The 16,733-nt window shown below is 50.4% G+C and carries 20 protein-coding genes and 1 tRNA gene; 14 read left to right on the top strand and 7 right to left on the bottom strand.

Going from position 1 to position 16,733, the window contains the following annotated elements; translation table 11 throughout:
- The first annotated feature begins 97 nt into the window (after nucleotides 1-97).
- Together H6F68_RS26095 and H6F68_RS26090 are read left to right on the top strand one after the other, a co-directional pair.
- A complete protein-coding gene (locus H6F68_RS26095) occupies nucleotides 98-610 on the top strand; it encodes a hypothetical protein (protein ID WP_190563565.1) in 513 nt (170 codons plus the stop codon).
- Nucleotides 611-756: 146 nt separating this feature from the next.
- Nucleotides 757-1,242, top strand: coding sequence for a hypothetical protein (locus H6F68_RS26090; protein ID WP_190563563.1), 486 nt, complete (start codon nucleotides 757-759; stop codon nucleotides 1,240-1,242).
- Between the two features lie 100 nt (nucleotides 1,243-1,342).
- Here H6F68_RS26090 and H6F68_RS26085 read toward each other — a convergent pair whose 3' ends face one another.
- Nucleotides 1,343-2,146 carry a class I SAM-dependent methyltransferase gene (locus tag H6F68_RS26085; RefSeq protein ID WP_190563561.1) on the bottom strand — a complete coding sequence of 268 codons (804 nt, stop codon included), beginning with the start codon at nucleotides 2,144-2,146 and terminating at the stop codon, nucleotides 1,343-1,345.
- 257 nt (nucleotides 2,147-2,403) lie between these two features.
- On the opposite strand from H6F68_RS26085, the gene H6F68_RS26080 reads away from it, so the two are divergent.
- The 6 genes from H6F68_RS26080 to H6F68_RS26055 all read left to right on the top strand — a co-directional run bounded on the left by H6F68_RS26080 (nucleotide 2,404) and on the right by H6F68_RS26055 (nucleotide 8,372).
- Complete coding sequence (locus H6F68_RS26080; protein ID WP_199300359.1) at nucleotides 2,404-2,928, top strand: DUF6335 family protein; 525 nt, start codon at nucleotides 2,404-2,406, stop codon at nucleotides 2,926-2,928.
- A gap of 135 nt (nucleotides 2,929-3,063) precedes the next feature.
- The gene (locus H6F68_RS26075) at nucleotides 3,064-4,098 is read left to right on the top strand and encodes an SDR family oxidoreductase (RefSeq protein ID WP_190563559.1); all 1,035 of its coding nucleotides are present in this window, start codon (nucleotides 3,064-3,066) and stop codon (nucleotides 4,096-4,098) included.
- Nucleotides 4,099-4,287: 189 nt separating this feature from the next.
- Nucleotides 4,288-5,292 carry an SDR family oxidoreductase gene (locus H6F68_RS26070; protein WP_190563557.1) on the top strand — a complete coding sequence of 335 codons (1,005 nt, stop codon included), beginning with the start codon at nucleotides 4,288-4,290 and terminating at the stop codon, nucleotides 5,290-5,292.
- Nucleotides 5,293-5,316: 24 nt separating this feature from the next.
- Nucleotides 5,317-6,984 (top strand): ATP-dependent DNA helicase RecQ, encoded by a 1,668-nt coding sequence (locus H6F68_RS26065; RefSeq protein WP_190563555.1) that lies wholly within the window; start codon nucleotides 5,317-5,319, stop codon nucleotides 6,982-6,984.
- A 34-nt stretch (nucleotides 6,985-7,018) separates the two neighbouring features.
- Nucleotides 7,019-7,840: an alpha/beta fold hydrolase gene (locus H6F68_RS26060; protein WP_190563553.1), complete on the top strand. Its 822-nt coding sequence runs from the start codon at nucleotides 7,019-7,021 to the stop codon at nucleotides 7,838-7,840.
- Nucleotides 7,818-8,372, top strand: a complete 555-nt coding sequence (locus tag H6F68_RS26055; RefSeq protein WP_190563852.1) for a DUF421 domain-containing protein — start codon at nucleotides 7,818-7,820, stop codon at nucleotides 8,370-8,372. The genes H6F68_RS26060 and H6F68_RS26055 overlap by 23 nt, the downstream gene beginning before the upstream one ends.
- 20 nt (nucleotides 8,373-8,392) lie before the next feature.
- On the opposite strand, the gene H6F68_RS26050 is transcribed toward H6F68_RS26055, so the two are convergent.
- On the bottom strand, nucleotides 8,393-9,043 hold the full coding sequence (locus H6F68_RS26050) for a pentapeptide repeat-containing protein (protein WP_190563551.1): 651 nt from the start codon (nucleotides 9,041-9,043) through the stop codon (nucleotides 8,393-8,395).
- A gap of 130 nt (nucleotides 9,044-9,173) precedes the next feature.
- Nucleotides 9,174-9,258: transfer RNA gene (locus tag H6F68_RS26045), tRNA-Ser, on the bottom strand.
- 396 nt (nucleotides 9,259-9,654) lie between these two features.
- Here H6F68_RS26045 and H6F68_RS26040 point away from each other — a divergent pair.
- The 3 genes from H6F68_RS26040 (at nucleotide 9,655) to H6F68_RS26030 (ending at nucleotide 11,404) form a co-directional block, all read left to right on the top strand.
- Nucleotides 9,655-10,281, top strand: a complete 627-nt coding sequence (locus H6F68_RS26040; RefSeq protein ID WP_190563549.1) for a LuxR C-terminal-related transcriptional regulator — start codon at nucleotides 9,655-9,657, stop codon at nucleotides 10,279-10,281.
- 144 nt (nucleotides 10,282-10,425) lie between these two features.
- Complete coding sequence (locus H6F68_RS26035) at nucleotides 10,426-10,794, top strand: 2Fe-2S iron-sulfur cluster-binding protein (RefSeq protein ID WP_190563547.1); 369 nt, start codon at nucleotides 10,426-10,428, stop codon at nucleotides 10,792-10,794.
- 43 nt (nucleotides 10,795-10,837) lie between these two features.
- Nucleotides 10,838-11,404 carry a thermonuclease family protein gene (locus H6F68_RS26030; RefSeq protein ID WP_199300357.1) on the top strand — a complete coding sequence of 189 codons (567 nt, stop codon included), beginning with the start codon at nucleotides 10,838-10,840 and terminating at the stop codon, nucleotides 11,402-11,404.
- Here H6F68_RS26030 and glgA read toward each other — a convergent pair whose 3' ends face one another.
- Together glgA and hemC are read right to left on the bottom strand one after the other, a co-directional pair.
- Nucleotides 11,405-12,823 carry a glycogen synthase GlgA gene (gene glgA / locus H6F68_RS26025; protein WP_190563546.1) on the bottom strand — a complete coding sequence of 473 codons (1,419 nt, stop codon included), beginning with the start codon at nucleotides 12,821-12,823 and terminating at the stop codon, nucleotides 11,405-11,407.
- A gap of 202 nt (nucleotides 12,824-13,025) precedes the next feature.
- Nucleotides 13,026-13,991: a hydroxymethylbilane synthase gene (hemC, locus tag H6F68_RS26020; RefSeq protein WP_190436649.1), complete on the bottom strand. Its 966-nt coding sequence runs from the start codon at nucleotides 13,989-13,991 to the stop codon at nucleotides 13,026-13,028.
- A 75-nt stretch (nucleotides 13,992-14,066) separates the two neighbouring features.
- On the opposite strand from hemC, the gene H6F68_RS26015 reads away from it, so the two are divergent.
- Nucleotides 14,067-14,204 (top strand): hypothetical protein, encoded by a 138-nt coding sequence (locus tag H6F68_RS26015; RefSeq protein WP_190563543.1) that lies wholly within the window; start codon nucleotides 14,067-14,069, stop codon nucleotides 14,202-14,204.
- 26 nt (nucleotides 14,205-14,230) lie between these two features.
- Here the strand turns inward: H6F68_RS26015 and H6F68_RS26010 are convergent, their stop codons facing one another.
- Both H6F68_RS26010 and H6F68_RS26005 read right to left on the bottom strand, forming a co-directional pair.
- On the bottom strand, nucleotides 14,231-14,785 hold the full coding sequence (locus tag H6F68_RS26010) for a response regulator (RefSeq protein ID WP_190563541.1): 555 nt from the start codon (nucleotides 14,783-14,785) through the stop codon (nucleotides 14,231-14,233).
- Nucleotides 14,786-15,063: 278 nt separating this feature from the next.
- A complete protein-coding gene (locus H6F68_RS26005) occupies nucleotides 15,064-15,564 on the bottom strand; it encodes an orange carotenoid protein N-terminal domain-containing protein (protein WP_190436639.1) in 501 nt (166 codons plus the stop codon).
- 191 nt (nucleotides 15,565-15,755) lie between these two features.
- Here H6F68_RS26005 and H6F68_RS29500 point away from each other — a divergent pair, with 191 nt between their 5' ends.
- The gene (locus H6F68_RS29500) at nucleotides 15,756-15,881 is read left to right on the top strand and encodes a hypothetical protein (RefSeq protein ID WP_277876165.1); all 126 of its coding nucleotides are present in this window, start codon (nucleotides 15,756-15,758) and stop codon (nucleotides 15,879-15,881) included.
- Nucleotides 15,882-15,939: 58 nt separating this feature from the next.
- Nucleotides 15,940-16,722 carry an SDR family NAD(P)-dependent oxidoreductase gene (locus H6F68_RS25995; protein ID WP_190563539.1) on the top strand — a complete coding sequence of 261 codons (783 nt, stop codon included), beginning with the start codon at nucleotides 15,940-15,942 and terminating at the stop codon, nucleotides 16,720-16,722.
- Nucleotides 16,723-16,733 lie beyond the last annotated feature (11 nt).

Here is a 16,733-nt window from a genome sequence, read left to right as displayed (position 1 = left end):
AGCTGGGCTGCTATTTACGAGATCTTCCAAAGCGATATTCCTGACTCGTTCAATTAGTGAGAAACAGCATCCTGTCCATTTAGCAAATCCTTTTGTTATGAGCCAGAGCCTATCCACCACTGACAAATCGACCACCCACAAATCGACTCGTTGGTTTGCACTTGTATTAACTCTGATTTTAACTTTCCCCTTATTTGCTGCCTGTGGCGATTCTCAAGTCACCTCGCCCCAACAACCGCCTACTTACGACACTCGTAATGACAGGCAATATGCGCCTCCCCGTAACGATACACAGGTAAACCAAGGCTTGAACAACAAGCAGAAAGTTGCCATTTTGGCTGGAGCAGCCGCGCTTTACTATCTTTACAACCAGCATCGTAACAAACAGGCGCAAGGGCCAGAAGGACAGTATTACCTCTCCAAAAATGGTCGAGTTTACTACCGGGATGCTCAGCGTAAGGTGCATTGGGTGACACCACCACGAGAAGGCATTCGAGTACCCGAAGCAGAAGCTCGACGCTATCAAGAGTTCCAAGGCTACAACGGTCGAGAAACAGGTCGTGACCTCCGCGATTTAGCCGCAAGTGGTGAGCCCGCTCCCGCTTATTAAATTAGGTTTAGGTAGTGATTAGTTGCTACAGGATAGTTGCTACAGGACACATTGAAAAACTGCTGCTCAGCGGTTGTGGATACAGGCTGATATAGATTGAGCCTCCGTGAGCAGCTTGATAACCAAACTGAAATAGGAGATCCATCATGGTTGATGATTTTTTCCGGAGAATGCAGGATGCCCTACTGGGAGATGACCCAGATGTGAACTATGACCGCCGGGTCCGCCCGGCTAGTGAAGATCCCTACGGCGATCCAGCGGACCAACCTCCTTACGGTAATGTTCGCCCCGCCAGCGAAGATCCTTACGGTGACCCAGCTAACCAAGCTGGCTACGGTTACGATCCTTATGGTAATGTTCGTCCCGCCAGCGAAGACCCCTATGGTGACCCCGCGGATCAACGTGGCTATGGCGTTGGCTATCAAGACCCCTACGGCAATGTCCGCCCGGCTAGCGAAGACCCCTACGGTGACCCTGCTGACCAAGCTGGCTATGGCACGGACCCATTTAGAAATATCCGCCCCGCCAGCGAAGACCCCTACGGTGACCCCGCGGATGACCCCCGCTACCGGAGAAACGTGCGCCCCGCCAGTGAAGATCCCTACGGTGACCCCGCTGACCAAGGCTGGTAAAGCAATTTAGATTGATGTTGTAATTAGAAAAACTCCGCCTAGGCAAAAACTGGGCGGAGTTTTTAGTTACTTGTAAGAGCCTGATGAGACGCGATCGCCCTTACTTTCGAGCTTTCACAAAGAAGGTCGTCATGTCTTGCCATATTCCTGCATCCGTTGCCAACTGCTCAATTTCTGCTCGATATTTCCTCTGAAGTTGCTCCAGTTGTTGAACAGATAATAGAGATAAGGGGTTACCTCTTGGGTAAAAACTACTTTCGCTCCAGCTTAATCTACTGTCATCTAAGCTCAAATAGCATCCAGACGGCTCGATTACAACCTCAATCTCTCTGAAACCCGATTGAAGCAACAAATTACGACACTTCTCAGGCGTGTTAAGCGGTTCGTTAATGTGAGGTAATGAAAGATTGAATAGCTCTGTGTAAACTTTGCCTTGAAGTGGGGCCAAGTAAGCAGTGTCAGCAGGACAGGTGAAAGCCACAAATCCTCCTGGTCTCAGAAACCGATACCACTTCTCTAAGGTTTTAGGAATATCAGGCAAATATGTGATCGCAGAGCAACAGAAAATTACGTCAAAGCTTTCGGGCATAAAGTCTACAGCTTCTGCATCTGCTTCAACGAACTCAATGTTTGTTAATCCTAGAGATTCAACCTTCCGCTTAGCCTGAGCCAGCATCCCAGGAGAAAAATCGACTCCCACCACGTAACCCTGCACTCCAACTTTCTGTGCCGCCAAAATTGCCACTAATCCGGTACCTGTAGCAATATCAAGCACTCTTTGCTGCTTTTGCAAGGGTACAAAACTTAAGAGCTGGGCTGCTTCTTGAGGGTGCCGAGAACCTTCTTGGTCATAGGCAATTCTCTGATTAAAGAAATCAATCACCTGTTGCTTGTATTGATTCATGAACTTTAGAACTAGGTGTTTCTAAGCGATCGCATATCACCCTATCCAAATAATCACTCTAATTTTCCTTACCTCTCAAGCCGTTATCTATCTAATTGCAGAGGGCCAACCGAGCGAAATAGTTGCACTCCCAAGGACACGCCCCATCCTTACCCCTGCGTTTCTGCCTATTTGTGGAGTGAGTTCAGATTTATCTTCGTTACCTTGGCAACTATAGAACTACAAACTATAGAACTGCAAAACAGAGAGGCAGGGCAATGGCTAACCAAACCTCATCTGGTGCCAAGTCAGGACCAGGTTCAGAACCAGGACTGAACGCGAGCCAACATGTGGACGCACCAGAACTGAATGAATATACCGATACCAATCCCGCATTATTTAGTGACGAAGCGGAAGCTCCAGAAGAGATTGCGGATGATGACGTGCCTCAGGAAGTCACAGAATCCTATGGCACAGGAGTGAAAGATCAACCAGGTTGGACCACTGGTGGACGTACCATGTACAACCGTAGACAGGCCTATAACGAGACCAGCCCAGAGCTGAGTGGTGGAGATGTTGATGCAGCCTGGACCATGCACATGGAAGGCGAAGAAATGGTAGGCGGCACCGTCGCCACCCCAGACCAAGATATTGTGGATGACTTGGGTGCAGCGATGGGCACAGAAATGCGCGATCGCGAAGACTTCTACGGTAACGACAAATTTACTCAGCGAGATGAGCATCGTTGGGACTTAGATCCTGCCTCTGCTGAGGATTACCAGAATCGACATCAAGAAGAGTAGGGATTCACCAAATTAGATTTGCAGTTACGTTGGGCAGGGTTCACCTGTCCAACTAAGTAAAGTTAACTAGGTGACAGATTAATCCCCTGAGAGATTTGCCCCTGAGAGATTTGTAGTTATAAGGATACAGAGGTGATGCAACTTAAGCCAATTAATCAGCAGGTGGTCGCGATTGTGGGCGCCTCTAGTGGCATCGGTCGCGAAGCAGCGCTGCAATTTGCTCAGCGAGGGGCCAAGGTAGTCGTAGCGGCTCGGAGCCAACCTGGGCTGGATTCTCTGGTGGAGGAGATCCAACGAGCGGGAGGTGACGCGATCGCTGTGGTTGCCGATGTCGCTGATATGCAGCAAGTGCAGGCGATCGCTGACAAAGCAGTAGAACGTTACGGTCGCCTGGATACTTGGGTACATGCCGCTGCCACAGGCGTGTTGGCTCGCTTTGAACATATTACCCCAGAAGAATTTCAGCGGGTGATTGATGTCAACCTGATGGGGCAAGTTTACGGTGCGAAGGCAGCATTACCTTACTTAAGGCGAGAAGGTCGGGGTGCCCTGATTCATATCTCCTCCATGGAGGGTCGGCGGAGTCTGCCCTTACAAAGCCCTTATTGTGCCTCCAAACATGCACTGCAAGGAATGTTGGAGTCTCTGCGCGTAGAACTGCAACATGAAGGGATACCGATTAGCGTCACCAGTGTTCTGCCCTCTGTGATTAATACGCCGTATTACAACAAGGTAAAGACCAAGTTGGGTGTCAAGCCTACAGGGATTCCACCCTACTATGATCCGCGTTTAGTTGTAGATGCGATTCTGTATGTGGCGGAGCATCCCACCCGCGACTTTATTGTGGGAGATGTCGGTCGAGTGTTGGATGTGGCGCAGCGGATCTCTCCGCCTCTAATTGATGCCGTTTTAACAGTCGTGGGAATTCCAGGGCAGCACACCACTGAGCCAGAATCCGAAGCTTCGCCTGATAACGTTTTCGCTCCGATCGCCGCCGACCAGGGACTCGATCGCGTAGATGGTGATTTTGGCAACTTAGTCATTCCCAGCGTTTCCGACTGGTTCGCCATGCGATCGCCCTTAGCTTGGGGTGCTGTGGCGGGAACCGTGGCAGTGGGAGCATTGGCTTTGCTAGCCAACGGAATGCTCAACAATTCCAAACAACCTTAATAAGAACCTAACCCCCAGCCCCTTCCCTCGTAGGGAAGGAAAGCCAGGAGCCAGAGCCATAACCCTTTTTCATAGCCCCTCTCCGACGCAGAGCGGGGTTGGGGGAAAGTTCATCTAATTTAACAACCGGAAATTTCTACCTCTTCATCTTTAGCCCAGTTAAAAAACCCACTCAAGGAGTTCTATATCATGCAACTTAAGCCGATCAACCAACAAGTGGTTGCGATCGTCGGCGCTTCTAGTGGCATTGGCCGAGAGACCGCGTTGCAATTTGCTCGCGAAGGAGCCAAAGTCATTGTTTCCGCCCGGAACCAAGCAGGATTAGATTCCTTAGTTGAGGAAATTCGGCAAGCGGGCGGAGATGCCACCGCGATCGCGGCAGATGTGCGTGAGTTTAAGCAAGTCCAGGCGATCGCAGACAAAGCAATTCAGCAATATGGCCGCCTCGACACCTGGGTGCATCTCGCTGCAGTAGAACTCTATGCTTCCTTTGAGCAAACCACCCCGGAAGAGTTTAAGCAAATCATTGATATCAACTTAATGGGGCAAGTGTTTGGCGCGATGGTGGCGTTGCCCCATCTAAAGCGAGAAGGACGTGGTGCCCTGATTCATGTCTCTTCCGTGGAAGCGATCCGAGCCCTACCGTTGCAAAGTGCCTATGCTTCTTCTAAACATGGCATTAACGGATTTCTTGAATCGCTGCGGGTGGAGTTGATGCACGACAAAGTGCCTGTCAGCGTTACTGAAGTGCAGCCTGCCTCGATCAATACACCCGTCTTTGACAAAGCTCGCACCAAGTTAGGGGTAAAGCCTATGGGGGTGCCTCCGCTCTATGCGCCCGCTGATGTGGCGAAAGTCATTCTTTATGTGGCCGAACATCCCACGCGCGACATTGTGGTGGGAGATGCAGGTAAGGCGATCGCTCTACTCCAGCGGTTGTCACCCCAACTCGTGGATGCCTTCATGCGCCAGAGTGGGTTTGAGGCTCAGCGCACTGATAAACCCAAATCTGAAAATGCTCCTGACAACTTGTATGAGCCGATCTCTGGCTACGACCAAGTGAATGGAGAATTTCCCACTCAGCCCAGTCTGACCACTTGGCTCGATACTCACCCCACCGTCACTTGGGGGGCGATCGCAGCCACAGCCGCTTTAGGAGCAGCCGCACTCTTGGGTTGGGGCAACGAAGTTTAGATAGGTGAGGACGGAGAAACGACGATGGCAAAACAGCGCAAAACCAAACAGCAGATTCAGCAAATAGCGCAAGCGCAACTTGGCTACGAGCAACTCCGCCCTGGCCAAGCTGACGCGATCGCCGCTCTCCTAAAAGGGCAGGACACGCTAGCTGTGATGCCCACGGGTTCGGGTAAATCTGCCATTTATCAACTTGCTGGGTTGCTGATTCCAGGCGCTACTGTGGTCGTTTCACCGTTACTCGCGTTGCAACAAGATCAAAAAGCAGCCATTGAAGCACAGAAGTTAGCAGAGGTTGGCGTGGTCAACTCCACGATCGCTGAGTCTGAGCGAGCCGCTGCCTTTGCACAGTTAGTCGAGTCGAACCTAGAGTTTCTGTTTTTAGCTCCTGAGCAATTCAACAACGAGGAAGTGCTAGAGCAACTCCAAGCAGCCGCACCTTCGCTGTTTGTGGTCGATGAAGCCCATTGCATCAGTGAATGGGGCCATGATTTTCGACCCGATTATCTCCGCTTGGGTACGGTAATTGAAGCTTTGGGTCATCCATTGGTTTTGGCTTTGACTGCTACCGCTGCTCCGCCCGTACGGGAAGAAATTGTCGATCGCCTAGGCATGCAAAAGGCCAAGGTTGTAGTGCAAGGGTTCGATCGCCCCAACATTTGGTTAGCAGTCGAGCGCTACGAAGACACTCGTGAGAAACAGGAAGCTCTACTCGATCGCGTGGTGCGGGCTGAGAAACCAGGCATTATCTATGTAGCCACTCGCAAACGAGCCGAGGAGCTAGCGGAAGCACTCGAAGAGCAGGAGGTGAAAGCCGTGGTCTACCACGCTGGGAAATCTCCTCAAGTTCGTGAAGCTGCTTATCACGCTTTTATGGATGATGAAGCAGAAGTGATTGTGGCGACGACTGCTTTTGGGATGGGTGTGGATAAACCAAATGTGCGCTTCGTTTTCCATTACGACATTAGCGACTCCATCGATTCCTACTATCAGGAGATCGGTCGAGCAGGACGCGATGGAGAATCGGCTCAGGCAGTTTTGTTCTATAACCCCGAAGACTTTAACTTGCGCCGCTTTTTTGCCAGTGGCGGCAAAATTGAGACTGAGGATGTGGAGCAAGTGGTGCAGGCGTTGCAACGGGAGGAGCCGATGAACCCGCGCGCCCTGAAAGAAACCACTAATCTTTCACGCTCTAAACTCAAAAATACCCTCAACCGTTTAAGCGAAGTGGGAGTCCTAGAGACTTTGCCTAACGGGGAAGTCGTACCCAACGAATCACTCCCTGACCTAGAAGAGGCCGTCGAGGAAGCAGTGCGCCTGCAAGAACATCGCCAACAATATGTGCGATCGCGAATTGAAATGATGCGGGGCTATGCCGAAGTACGGGACTGCCGCCGCCGTTTTGTCCTCAACTACTTCGGTGAAGGCCTTTCAGAATCTTGTGGTTTCTGTGATAACTGCAAAGCTGGAATCACGAATGAGCCAGAAACAGGTCATCAGCCTTTCCCGATCAACAGTCAGGTGGTGCATAAAAGCTGGGGCATAGGCACAGTCATGCGCTACGAAGGCGACAAGATTACTGTGCTATTTGAAACCGTTGGATACAAGACGTTAGGCGTGGGGATGGTGCTACTACGTGGCCTCCTCAAGCGGATGGATACATCTGTCGCAGATTCAACCATGAGGAGCTAATCCTTAAGGAGTTACAAACCACAAAGGGGATGGGATGAAAACACAGTTAATTGAAAAGCAAATTCACTTCGCTGGATGCAATGTTTCCTATTTAATTGGAGGACCGATCACCGCTACACCACCAATCTTGTTTGTGCATGGCTGGGGCGTTTCGGTAGAACCCTATCAAGAGATGCTGAGCCTCTTGGCCCAACGGTATCGGGTGATCGCTCCCTACTTACCCAATCTGGGCAAAACAACGGGACCAAAATCTGTCTGGAATTACGACGATTACACCCAATTCTTAATCGACTTTATTAACATCCTTAATTTAGAAAAAGTGCATTTGATGGGGCACTCTTTGGGCGGTGGTATTTCGGCCCAACTCTCCGCCACGCTGCCTGGTGTCGTAAGCAGCCTAGTGCTGATTGATAGCACAGGGATTCCTTCTGGCACCATTCCAACTGTGTTGCCGCGTCGCTTGGTGGAAATGTTAGGTCAGATGCCTCAAGCTCGGTTGCCGCAGCTTCAGCAGATTTTTCAGGCTTTTACATACAACTGTTTCTTTCATCTCCAGAATGTCGCTGCAACCCTGAAGGTAGCTTTGGAAGGAGACCTGAAACCGTTACTTCCCCAGATCCAAGCGCCTTGTCTTTTACTTTGGGGTGGTCAGGATTTAACAACCCCTCTAAGCGTGGCTCAAGAGTTTTTAGGTCATATCCCTAACTCTCAGCTCGTTGTCGTTGACGAAGGATTTCATGAATGGAATTTATTTCTGGTGGAAAAATCTAGCAGCATTATCTTGAATTTTCTGGATGGGATTGAAGCAAAACCACAGGTAGGCGTGAACCTTGATGAGTTCGTTATTCAGCATTAATTGGCGAGAACTTTTTATCCCCAACCTCTCTTTGGTTGAGCTTTTTATTCGAGGTTCAATTGTTTATCTAGTGTTGTTTGGGGTTCTGCGATCGCTCCCCAGTCGGCAATTAGGCAGCTTGGCAATTACAGATTTGTTAGTCGTAGTTTTATTTGCTGAGGCTGCTCAGAATGCAATGGCGCGGGACTACACTTCCATTACAGAAGGGGCGGTTCTGATTGGCACCGTCATTTTTTGGAGCTACGCTCTCAATTGGTTAGGCTTTCGTTTTCCAGCGGTGCAGCAATTCCTCAATCCCCCACCCTTGCTCTTAGTTGAGAAAGGTAAACTGTTACGGCGTAACCTACGGCGAGAACTGATCACCGAAGATGAATTAATGAGTCAATTTCGCCAACAAGGGATTGAAGAACTTGCAGATGTCAAGGCTGCTTATATGGAAGCGGATGGCAGTGTTAGTGTCATCCCAGAGAAGCCTCGAGCTGTGGCTTATCGGACTTTGAAGCGTGACGTTGTGACCAAAGGAGCTGAATAGACCAGGGGGCAAGAGAGGCGCTAGCTCAGCGAGTAGGACTGCACCAGAGCCAGCATTCCTTCTGGCAACGTAGCCCCATGCAACTTCGCCCCTGTCAGATTGATGCCTGTCCATTGAGTATGGCTTAAATCTGCGGCAGTCAAAATAGCATCCGTTAGGTCGGCCCGGATTAAACTGGCACCTAACAGGTCAGCACTGCTCAAATCTACGCCTTGCAACGTCGCTCCAATCAGATCTGCTTCATATAAGTGAGCCCGCCGCAAATTAGCCTGATACAGATTCGCTCCGTGCAAGTCGGCTTCCCCTAAACTAGCGCGGCTGAGATTGGCTTGAACTAAGTTTGCTGCTTTTAGTTTCGCTCCCACTAAATTAGCTCGACTAAGATCAGCTTTGACTAAATCAGCTCGGGTCAAATTAGCAACTCTCAAGATTGCGTCTACCAAACGGGCTCGGCTCAGAATGACACCCGTTAAATTAGCGCCCGTTAGGTTAGCGCCACTCAGGTCAGCGCCACTCAGGTCAGCGCCACTCAGGTTTGCGCCTACTAAATCAGCTCCTTTCAGGCTAATTCCCCTTAGAATGACTGCCTGTAGCGGTGCTTTTGGTAGTTCTATGGCACCAAAATCCTTTTCACCCGCTGTATAACGCTTTAGCAGCTCATTCACATTCATTCTGACTCACACCTTATCCCTAAGAAGCTATGGGGATCATAGCCCAACCTCTCTAGGGTGGAAGTGCGTAGTGTGATACAAGGGCAAGGCGATCGCCTTAACCTAATATTTGCAAAATATCTTTGGGGAACGGAGAGAGAGGGATTCGAACCCTCGTTAAGTTGCCCTAAACAGCATTTCCAGTGCTGCGCCTTCAACCACTCGGCCATCTCTCCTGGGGGGTCTGCACTGCTTATTTCAGCACAGGATTTCTATCTTAGCAAATACTACCAGAAGTGGCTAGGTTTTGGCGAGTTATTTCTAAATAAGCTTCCATCATTTATTTTTACTGACCTAGATCTGACTTTTATCTGACTTTTACCGCTATAAACAAAAATCTGCATCAGCTACTGTAACTTATATCACCCGCTTGAGAAGCTACGTCTCGTAAGGCATCTAGCCAATTGCCTATCGCTGCCGCTGTTACTAACGGCACTAGACTGACTGTCGCTAGTAACACCACCGACTTTTCTCTAAAATTATTCACCCATCTATTGCTCTATGTCTTCTCTAGGAGTTGAGTTCAACCCCTATTTCGGCTTGGAGGAAAAGCTTTGAACTCGGAGGCTCAGATGAGCAACTTATTTCCACTCTCTACCTCTCCTGTAGCGCTGGACTCAGAGCGATCGCCTGCCCCTATCTTAGAACAGCAGGTTGCCAGGTTAGATTTGGCGCTGTTACAGGCTGTCCTGAATTCATTAGGTCAAGGGTTTGTGGTGGTGTCCCCCACCCTCCAGCTGATTTATTGGAATCAGCGGGCGGTAGAACTGTGTCGTTGGTTCCCCCCCTCGCGTTCAACTTTGCCAGAGGAGCTGGAAACCTTTTGTCGCCTCTTTCTGCGACGCAATTGCCCAGAGAGCCAGGTGGTCTTAGCGGATTACCAAATTGAGCCGACGATGAGACTACAAGTTTCGGCCCGCTGGCTCAAAGGTCTGCCCAACTCTGGCGAACCGACTGCGGCGGCTGACCTAGAGCAGGCAATCTTAATTGTGCTGCAAGATCGCCAAGCCATCTTAGAAGAAGAATTGCAGTTAGTGCAGACACAACTGGAACTAACCAAGCGAGAAGCGGAGATTTGGCTGTTGCTGAAACAGGAGTATAGCTACCAAGAAATCGCTCAAACCTTACAAGTTAGCCTCAACACCGTCAAAACTCATATCAAAAATCTTTACTCGAAAAAACGGATTTATCAGTGCTAAGCGCCTAGATTTGTCTCAGGGATGGTCAAAAGCTGGCACAGTTATAGATAGTCCATTGTCATTGTGGTACTGAGCTTTCTGCGGAAATTCTCTGCTACTGAATGGACAAATCCCTGATTGCAGTGCTTGCGCGCTTTGAGATTCATGACCCGTTCCTATTCTGTTCGCATCCATTACCGCCAGAAAGGTACCCACCACACGGTTCAGGTACCAGAAGATCGCTATATCTTGCATAGCGCCGAAAATCAAGGGATAGAACTGCCCTTCGCTTGTCGCAATGGGGCTTGCACGAGCTGTGCGGTGCGCGTTGTCTCTGGCGAACTCGATCAGCCGGAAGCAGTGGGTCTCTCGCCCCATTTGCGCGATCGCGGCTATGCCTTGCTCTGTGTCAGCTACCCCCGCTCTGATTTAGAGGTAGAAACTCAAGACGAAGATGAAGTCTATGAGCTGCAATTTGGTCGCTATTTTGGCAAGGGCAAGATCAAAGTAGGTCTGCCTTTGGACGAAGACTAGAATTGCCGCTTGAGGATTTGAGGTTTTAGATTTGAGATTGAGAGTGAGCCGAGACAAGGAGCGATCGCGTTTCCAGAGCTGGCGGTGGTGGCAAAGGTTGGGAATTGGCTGTGGCCTCTGGTTGCTAGTAGCCTCGCTGACAGCTTGCCAAAGCCCGATGTCAGCTCAAGGCACCTTAGTAAAAGTGGAGCAGATCGCCAATGGGCAGGTGATTGAGATCAGTCCTGCTAATAACTCCCCTGGTACGCCGGAACGAGTCCGGCTGATTGGCATTGATGCACCAGATTTAGCCCAGCAACCTTGGGGACCCGCCGCTAAGCAACAACTAGAGCGTCTGATCGGCAGTAAGCCTGTGCTACTAGAACCTGGGCTAGAATCCCGTGACCGCTACGAACGAACACTGGGCTACGTTTGGCTGGATGGCAAGCTGCTGAACGAGAAGCTGGTAGAAGCGGGCTATGCGCTGGCAGTACCGCGATCGCCAAATACCAAGTACGACCAACGCTTAAAGCGTGCCCAAGAAAAAGCCAGACTCATGGGGGTGGGCATTTGGAACCCTAACGAACCCATGCGCCTGACTCCGGCGGAATTTCGCGCCCAAAATCGCTAGTTAATGCACACCTTCGAGTTGCTTCTCTGGTTCTGGAGCCTCGTTGGGGATGCCTAGGATGTCGTTATAGAGATTGGAGTACTCTCTAGCAGATTTATCCCAGCTAAAGTCGGTGTGCATGCCGCGCTGCTGCATTTCTTGCCATTGGGGCTTGAAGCGGAAGCCTTCCCAAGCGCGCACCATACAGGTATAGAGATCCAGCGGTTCGTAGCGATCGAAGCAGTAGCCCGTACCTGTATGATTCATCGGGTCGTGGTGGCTGACGGTATCTACCAGGCCACCTGTGCGGCGCACAATCGGGACACAACCATACCGCATCGCCAGCATTTGGCTAATACCACAAGGCTCAAACCGGGAAGGCATTAAGAAAGCATCTGATCCTGCGTAAATGCGACGGGCCAAAGCATCGTTGTAGAGCAAATAAGCCGCCATCCGACCGGGATAGCGAGAAGCAATTTGCCACATTTGGGTCTCATAGTAGCGATCGCCCGTTCCCAGCAAAATGAACTGGGAATCTGTGTAAGACATAAAGCGATCGAGCACTTGAATAATTAAGTCGATGCCCTTCTGCTCCACCAATCGCGTCACAATGCCAATCAAGAAGGCTTTAGAGTTGACCTCTAACCCCACTTCTTCTTGGATCGCAATCTTGTTAGCAGGACGGCGATCGAGCGTATCAGCATTAAAAGTTTGCGTCAGGCGCTTATCCGTTTCTGGATTGTAAGAATCCATGTCAATGCCATTGACAATGCCGCTCAGCTTGCCACTGATGAAAGATAGCAACCCCTCCAGCGTTTCCCCGTAAGCAGCGGTTTGGATTTGTTGCGCGTAGGTGGGCGAAACGGTGGTGACTCGGTCGGCATACTGTACCGCTGCGGCCATCGTGTTGTGGCCTTGCATGTACCAGGGGCACCAGGTCATTTGCTCTAATTTCCAGCGCCACGGCCCTTGGTAAGCCAGGTTGTGAATGGTGAATACAGTGCCAATATCAGACGTTTGGTGCATCCAGACAGGGATCATGCCTGTGTGCCAATCGTGGCAGTGAATAATATTTGGCTTCCAATAGTTCCAAGCAAACTCAGCCGCTCCATTGGAAAACAGGGTGAACCGCCAATCCTCGTCTTCACCGGAGTAAATATGCCGGGGTAGGAAGGCTGGGTGGCTAAACAAATACAGGGGTACATCAGTCCCAGGAAGCACACTTTCGTAGACAGAAAATGACTGGAACATAGCGCTGCCCGACCAAACAGGCTCGGCTGGAATTGACATCTTATCTGGCAGGAAGCCGTAGTAGGGCATAAAGATGCGGACATCGTGGCCCATCTGGCGCAACACTTGTGGTAGGGCACCGACGACATCTCCCATTCCACCCACTTTGGCAACTGGGGCTGCTTCTGCGGCAACAAACAGAATTCGCATGTTAATTCCTGTATCCCCTGAAATGGTTAGCTGAACAGGTCAGATTGGCAAATTGGCCGAACTAGTAACGTCATCATACCGACTCCTGCCACTTTCTCTCTAGCTGGCTGGCTGGCGATCGCACTCCATGCCCTATTTCTCTGCAAACTTCACAAAAAAGGCACCCACGAGAGGTGCCCCTACAGTACAAGGCAAAACTAAGTTAGCTACGCATTTCGGCAGTAATCTGATTCAAGATTTCTTGGGCCCCTTGCTGCTTGGCCTGGTTGGCTAGCTCTGTACCTAAGCGTTCGGCTTCAGTGGCAGGGCCTGTAATGCTCTCTTTGATGATGGTTTGGCCGTCTAAGCTGGCAACTAGTCCGGTGAGGGTGAGGGCATCGCCGTTAATCTCGGTGTTCACGCCGATGGGTACTTGGCAACCCCCTTCGAGTTCGCGCAGGAAAGCGCGTTCGGCATAGCAGCGTTGCGCGGTAGGAGTGTGCTCTAGAGCTTTGATCACGTTCAGCACTTCTGCGTCGCCTTCACGACACTCAATCCCCAAGGCACCCTGGCCTACGGCATGGAGAGATACCTCAGAAGGAATAGCTTGGTGAATGCGATCGCCCATCCCTAAGCGGTGCAAACCCGCAACTGCCAAGATCAAAGCATCGTACTCGCCCGCATCCAGTTTGGCGAGGCGGGTGTTGAGGTTGCCGCGCACGTCTTTGAAGCTGAGGTGGGGGTAGTGGTGACGCAGTTGAGCCAGTCGCCGCAGGGAGGAAGTACCGATGACGGCTCCAGCGGGTAGGGTAGCGAGCTGTTTGTCTTTATGCTTTTCGTGAACCACTAGAGCGTCGGCGGGGTTTTCGCGCTCGGTGACGCAACCTAGCATCAGTCCTTCGGGTAGGCGAGTGGGCAAATCTTTGAGCGAGTGGACGGCAAAGTCAATCTCGTTGTTGATCATGCCTAGCTCTAGTTCTTTGGTGAACAGCCCTTTGTCACCAATTTTGGCGAGCGCAACATCAAGAATTTTGTCGCCTTGAGTGCTCATGGTGTGCACTTCAAATGTCCGATCCGGGAAGGCTTTTTGTAACTGTTCCTGAACCCAGTAGGTCTGAACTAAAGCCAACTGACTTTTACGCGAACCGATGCGGATTGTGCGAGCAGGACTGGAAACAGCGGAGGACATAAGGCAGTGCAGTGAAAGGGTTTTCTTAAAGTCACTCTTTCCAGATTACCGCAGCGATGGACAGCAGGGGCTTGAATGACTGCTGTTGAATGGTTACAGATGATTAAGTTGGTAGGTGTTGTTGGTTTTGGGAAAATCCGAACCCTTGGGGGCGCTTGCCCCCAAACCCCCGCTGAGGGACGGCTGCGTCCCCCAGACCCCCTCCAGAAGTGAATTTTTATGGGGTGTGCGAGATTGGGTTATTTGAGTTTTTGCTTGATGAATCCAGTGATTTGGACGAGTTGTTTTTTCAAGCTGTCGATGTCTGTTTGCATCTGATCGAGCTTGGCGTTGAGGGCTGGGATGGCTGAGTTGGAGGTGGTAGCAGCAGGGGCAGGGGTAGTGGGTTTGGGAGTGGCGATCGCGGCTGGCTTTGGAGTTCTGGATTTGGCGATCGCGGCGCGTAAGGCTCCAATTAAGGCTTTTTGGCCGAAGGGTTTCTCGATGAACTCGAAGCGATCGAATAAGTCTGGCACTTTCTCGACGACTTCTTCTTTGCGCCCTGACATCAATACGAGCGGGATGCTTTGGAGTTCTGGTTGAGCTTGCATTTGCTCTAGGACTTCCCAACCATTCATTCGCGGCATGAAGAAGTCGAGTAATACGATGTTGGGACGAATTTTGCGAATTAAATCTAGGCCCTCAACTCCGTCTTTGGCTTCTAAAAACTCAAAGCTGCCTTGTGGCAACATGTCTCGCACTTGCATGCGAATGGTTTTTCCATCATCGATGACTAAAATTTTTTGATTTGCCATGACTGATTACTAAGAGTTGAGGGTCGCCCCTAGGGCTACGTGGAGATTGAGTCTGCTTCAGTTTTCACGTTGCTCAAGAATTAATTAGCAGATTGAAACAATTTTTAGTGATTTAAACTATAAAAAACTGCATTCATGAGCCTCAAATACGGAGCAACATGAATGCAGTTATCTAACTCTGGATGGAAATGTGATTTAAAGAGTGATTGAAATATTTGAGAGGGCTAAGAGATTTAGCTTGCCATCAAAATTTTTGATTTGAAAGCTCTGAGGCTAACTTACAAACCTGTTTCGCTATCGTGCTCAGCAGTTGCGGAGTCAACACCCATTGGGGAAACTAGGTCACGGAAGAGGGTAATTTGCTGCTGGAATTGTAGACCTTTGATTTGCTCTAGCAGACTTTGAGCTTCAGGCGCGAGTTGATAATCAGCAGGCAATGGGCTGATAATGCCAGCATCCATGCCCTGAGCTAAGCGATACCAGAACAACAACTTGGTAGTGTCGCCTATGGAGCCATACTCACGAGCCAGCAAACCGTTTTTGTGTGTGATTAAATCACGTTGCAGTTGTAGCTGCTCTTCATGGGACATGTCCTTAACTTGGTTGAACAGGCCCTCAGCGATTTCAGGAGAAACGGTGCTAGCGCCAGGAGCAGCAGGCGTAATGGCTCCACCCATCTCTTTGTAAATGAAATAGAACAGCGCCAATTGCTGATCTACATCTAAGCTTTGGAAGGCTTCTACATTGCTTCTAATCGTTTCGTCTTTCGTGAATGTCATCGGGATCTCACTCATACAACTCCTGCAAGGTAACAGGGCATTTACATCTCTTAAACCCACTGAAGATAGAGGTAGCCAAACCTTACTACAGACAGAGGAAAAGTCTTAAAGGAAGCAGAGTATGAGGGGTAGTGGGTCGCACTTTGTCTGCGCCTAGCAATTGCTGGTCATCTCAACTAGGAGAGTCGCTTGTGAGCGGACGTTTAGCAGGCAAGATCGCCATTACCACCGGAGCAGGCACAGGAATTGGCGAAGCGATCGCCCACCAGTTTTGCCAAGCAGGAGCCAAAGACGGCTTAAAAAATAAAGAGAAATAAAGAGATTCATTTCGTGAAGTAAGCGATCGCCACCATTCATTTGAGGAGAACAGATCGTATGCAACTGGCAGGGAGAGTGGCACTAGTCACAGGAGCCGGATCTGGAATCGGTAAAGCCGCCGCTCAACTCCTGGCTAAAGAAGGAGCCAAAGTAGCAGCTTTAGGCCGTACTGACGACGATGTGCAACAGACCCTAGAAGAGATTCAAAAATCGGGTGGAGAAGCCATCCCAGTACTAGCTGACATCTCCCAACCTGAGGCGATGCAGCAAGCAATTCAGGCGATCGCAGATAAATGGGGCAGATTAGATATTGTCTTCGCCAACGCTGGCATCAACGGCGTCTGGACTGCCTTAGAGGAACTAGACCCAGACGAGTGGGACAAAACCCTTAACATTAATCTCAAAGGCACCTTTCTCACCGTCAAATACGCCATCCCACTACTGAAGAAACAAGGCGGCTCCGTGATCGTTACCTCCTCCGTCAACGGCACCCGCATGTTCAGCAACACCGGCGCCACCGCCTATGCCTGCTCCAAAGCAGGACAAGTCGCCTTCACCAAAATGGCTGCCTTGGAACTCGCTGAGCATCGGATTCGCGTCAACGTCATCTGCCCCGGAGCTATCACTACCAACATCGACGAAAACACCGAACGCCGCGCCCTAGAGGAAATCCAAGAACCCGTCGAATTTCCGGAAGGCAAAATCCCCCTCACCGACGGCAAACCAGGCACCTCCGAACAAGTTGCCCAACTCGTCCTCTTCCTTGCCTCCGACAACTCCAGCCACATCACAGGTACAGAAGTCTGGATCGATGGCGCTCAATCCTTGTTGCAAGGATAGTGTGGATCTCC

This window comes from Trichocoleus sp. FACHB-262 (genome assembly GCF_014696035.1).
Classification (GTDB): Bacteria; Cyanobacteriota; Cyanobacteriia; order FACHB-46; family FACHB-46; genus Trichocoleus.
This window is presented reverse-complemented; position numbering and strand designations above follow the sequence as displayed.

Bases quoted from the DNA above. Each gene is read 5' to 3' on its own strand.
- H6F68_RS26095 (WP_190563565.1), top strand. From the start codon at position 98: ATGAGCCAGAGCCTATCCACCACTGACAAATCGACCACCCACAAATCG.
- H6F68_RS26090 (WP_190563563.1), top strand. From the start codon at position 757: ATGGTTGATGATTTTTTCCGGAGAATGCAGGATGCCCTACTGGGAGAT.
- H6F68_RS26085 (WP_190563561.1), bottom strand. From the start codon at position 2,146: ATGAATCAATACAAGCAACAGGTGATTGATTTCTTTAATCAGAGAATT.
- H6F68_RS26080 (WP_199300359.1), top strand. From the start codon at position 2,404: ATGGCTAACCAAACCTCATCTGGTGCCAAGTCAGGACCAGGTTCAGAA.
- H6F68_RS26075 (WP_190563559.1), top strand. From the start codon at position 3,064: ATGCAACTTAAGCCAATTAATCAGCAGGTGGTCGCGATTGTGGGCGCC.
- H6F68_RS26070 (WP_190563557.1), top strand. From the start codon at position 4,288: ATGCAACTTAAGCCGATCAACCAACAAGTGGTTGCGATCGTCGGCGCT.
- H6F68_RS26065 (WP_190563555.1), top strand. From the start codon at position 5,317: ATGGCAAAACAGCGCAAAACCAAACAGCAGATTCAGCAAATAGCGCAA.
- H6F68_RS26060 (WP_190563553.1), top strand. From the start codon at position 7,019: ATGAAAACACAGTTAATTGAAAAGCAAATTCACTTCGCTGGATGCAAT.
- H6F68_RS26055 (WP_190563852.1), top strand. From the start codon at position 7,818: ATGAGTTCGTTATTCAGCATTAATTGGCGAGAACTTTTTATCCCCAAC.
- H6F68_RS26050 (WP_190563551.1), bottom strand. From the start codon at position 9,043: ATGAATGTGAATGAGCTGCTAAAGCGTTATACAGCGGGTGAAAAGGAT.
- H6F68_RS26040 (WP_190563549.1), top strand. From the start codon at position 9,655: ATGAGCAACTTATTTCCACTCTCTACCTCTCCTGTAGCGCTGGACTCA.
- H6F68_RS26035 (WP_190563547.1), top strand. From the start codon at position 10,426: ATGACCCGTTCCTATTCTGTTCGCATCCATTACCGCCAGAAAGGTACC.
- glgA (WP_190563546.1), bottom strand. From the start codon at position 12,823: ATGCGAATTCTGTTTGTTGCCGCAGAAGCAGCCCCAGTTGCCAAAGTG.
- hemC (WP_190436649.1), bottom strand. From the start codon at position 13,991: ATGTCCTCCGCTGTTTCCAGTCCTGCTCGCACAATCCGCATCGGTTCG.
- H6F68_RS26015 (WP_190563543.1), top strand. From the start codon at position 14,067: ATGACTGCTGTTGAATGGTTACAGATGATTAAGTTGGTAGGTGTTGTT.
- H6F68_RS26010 (WP_190563541.1), bottom strand. From the start codon at position 14,785: ATGGCAAATCAAAAAATTTTAGTCATCGATGATGGAAAAACCATTCGC.
- H6F68_RS26005 (WP_190436639.1), bottom strand. From the start codon at position 15,564: ATGACATTCACGAAAGACGAAACGATTAGAAGCAATGTAGAAGCCTTC.
- H6F68_RS25995 (WP_190563539.1), top strand. From the start codon at position 15,940: ATGCAACTGGCAGGGAGAGTGGCACTAGTCACAGGAGCCGGATCTGGA.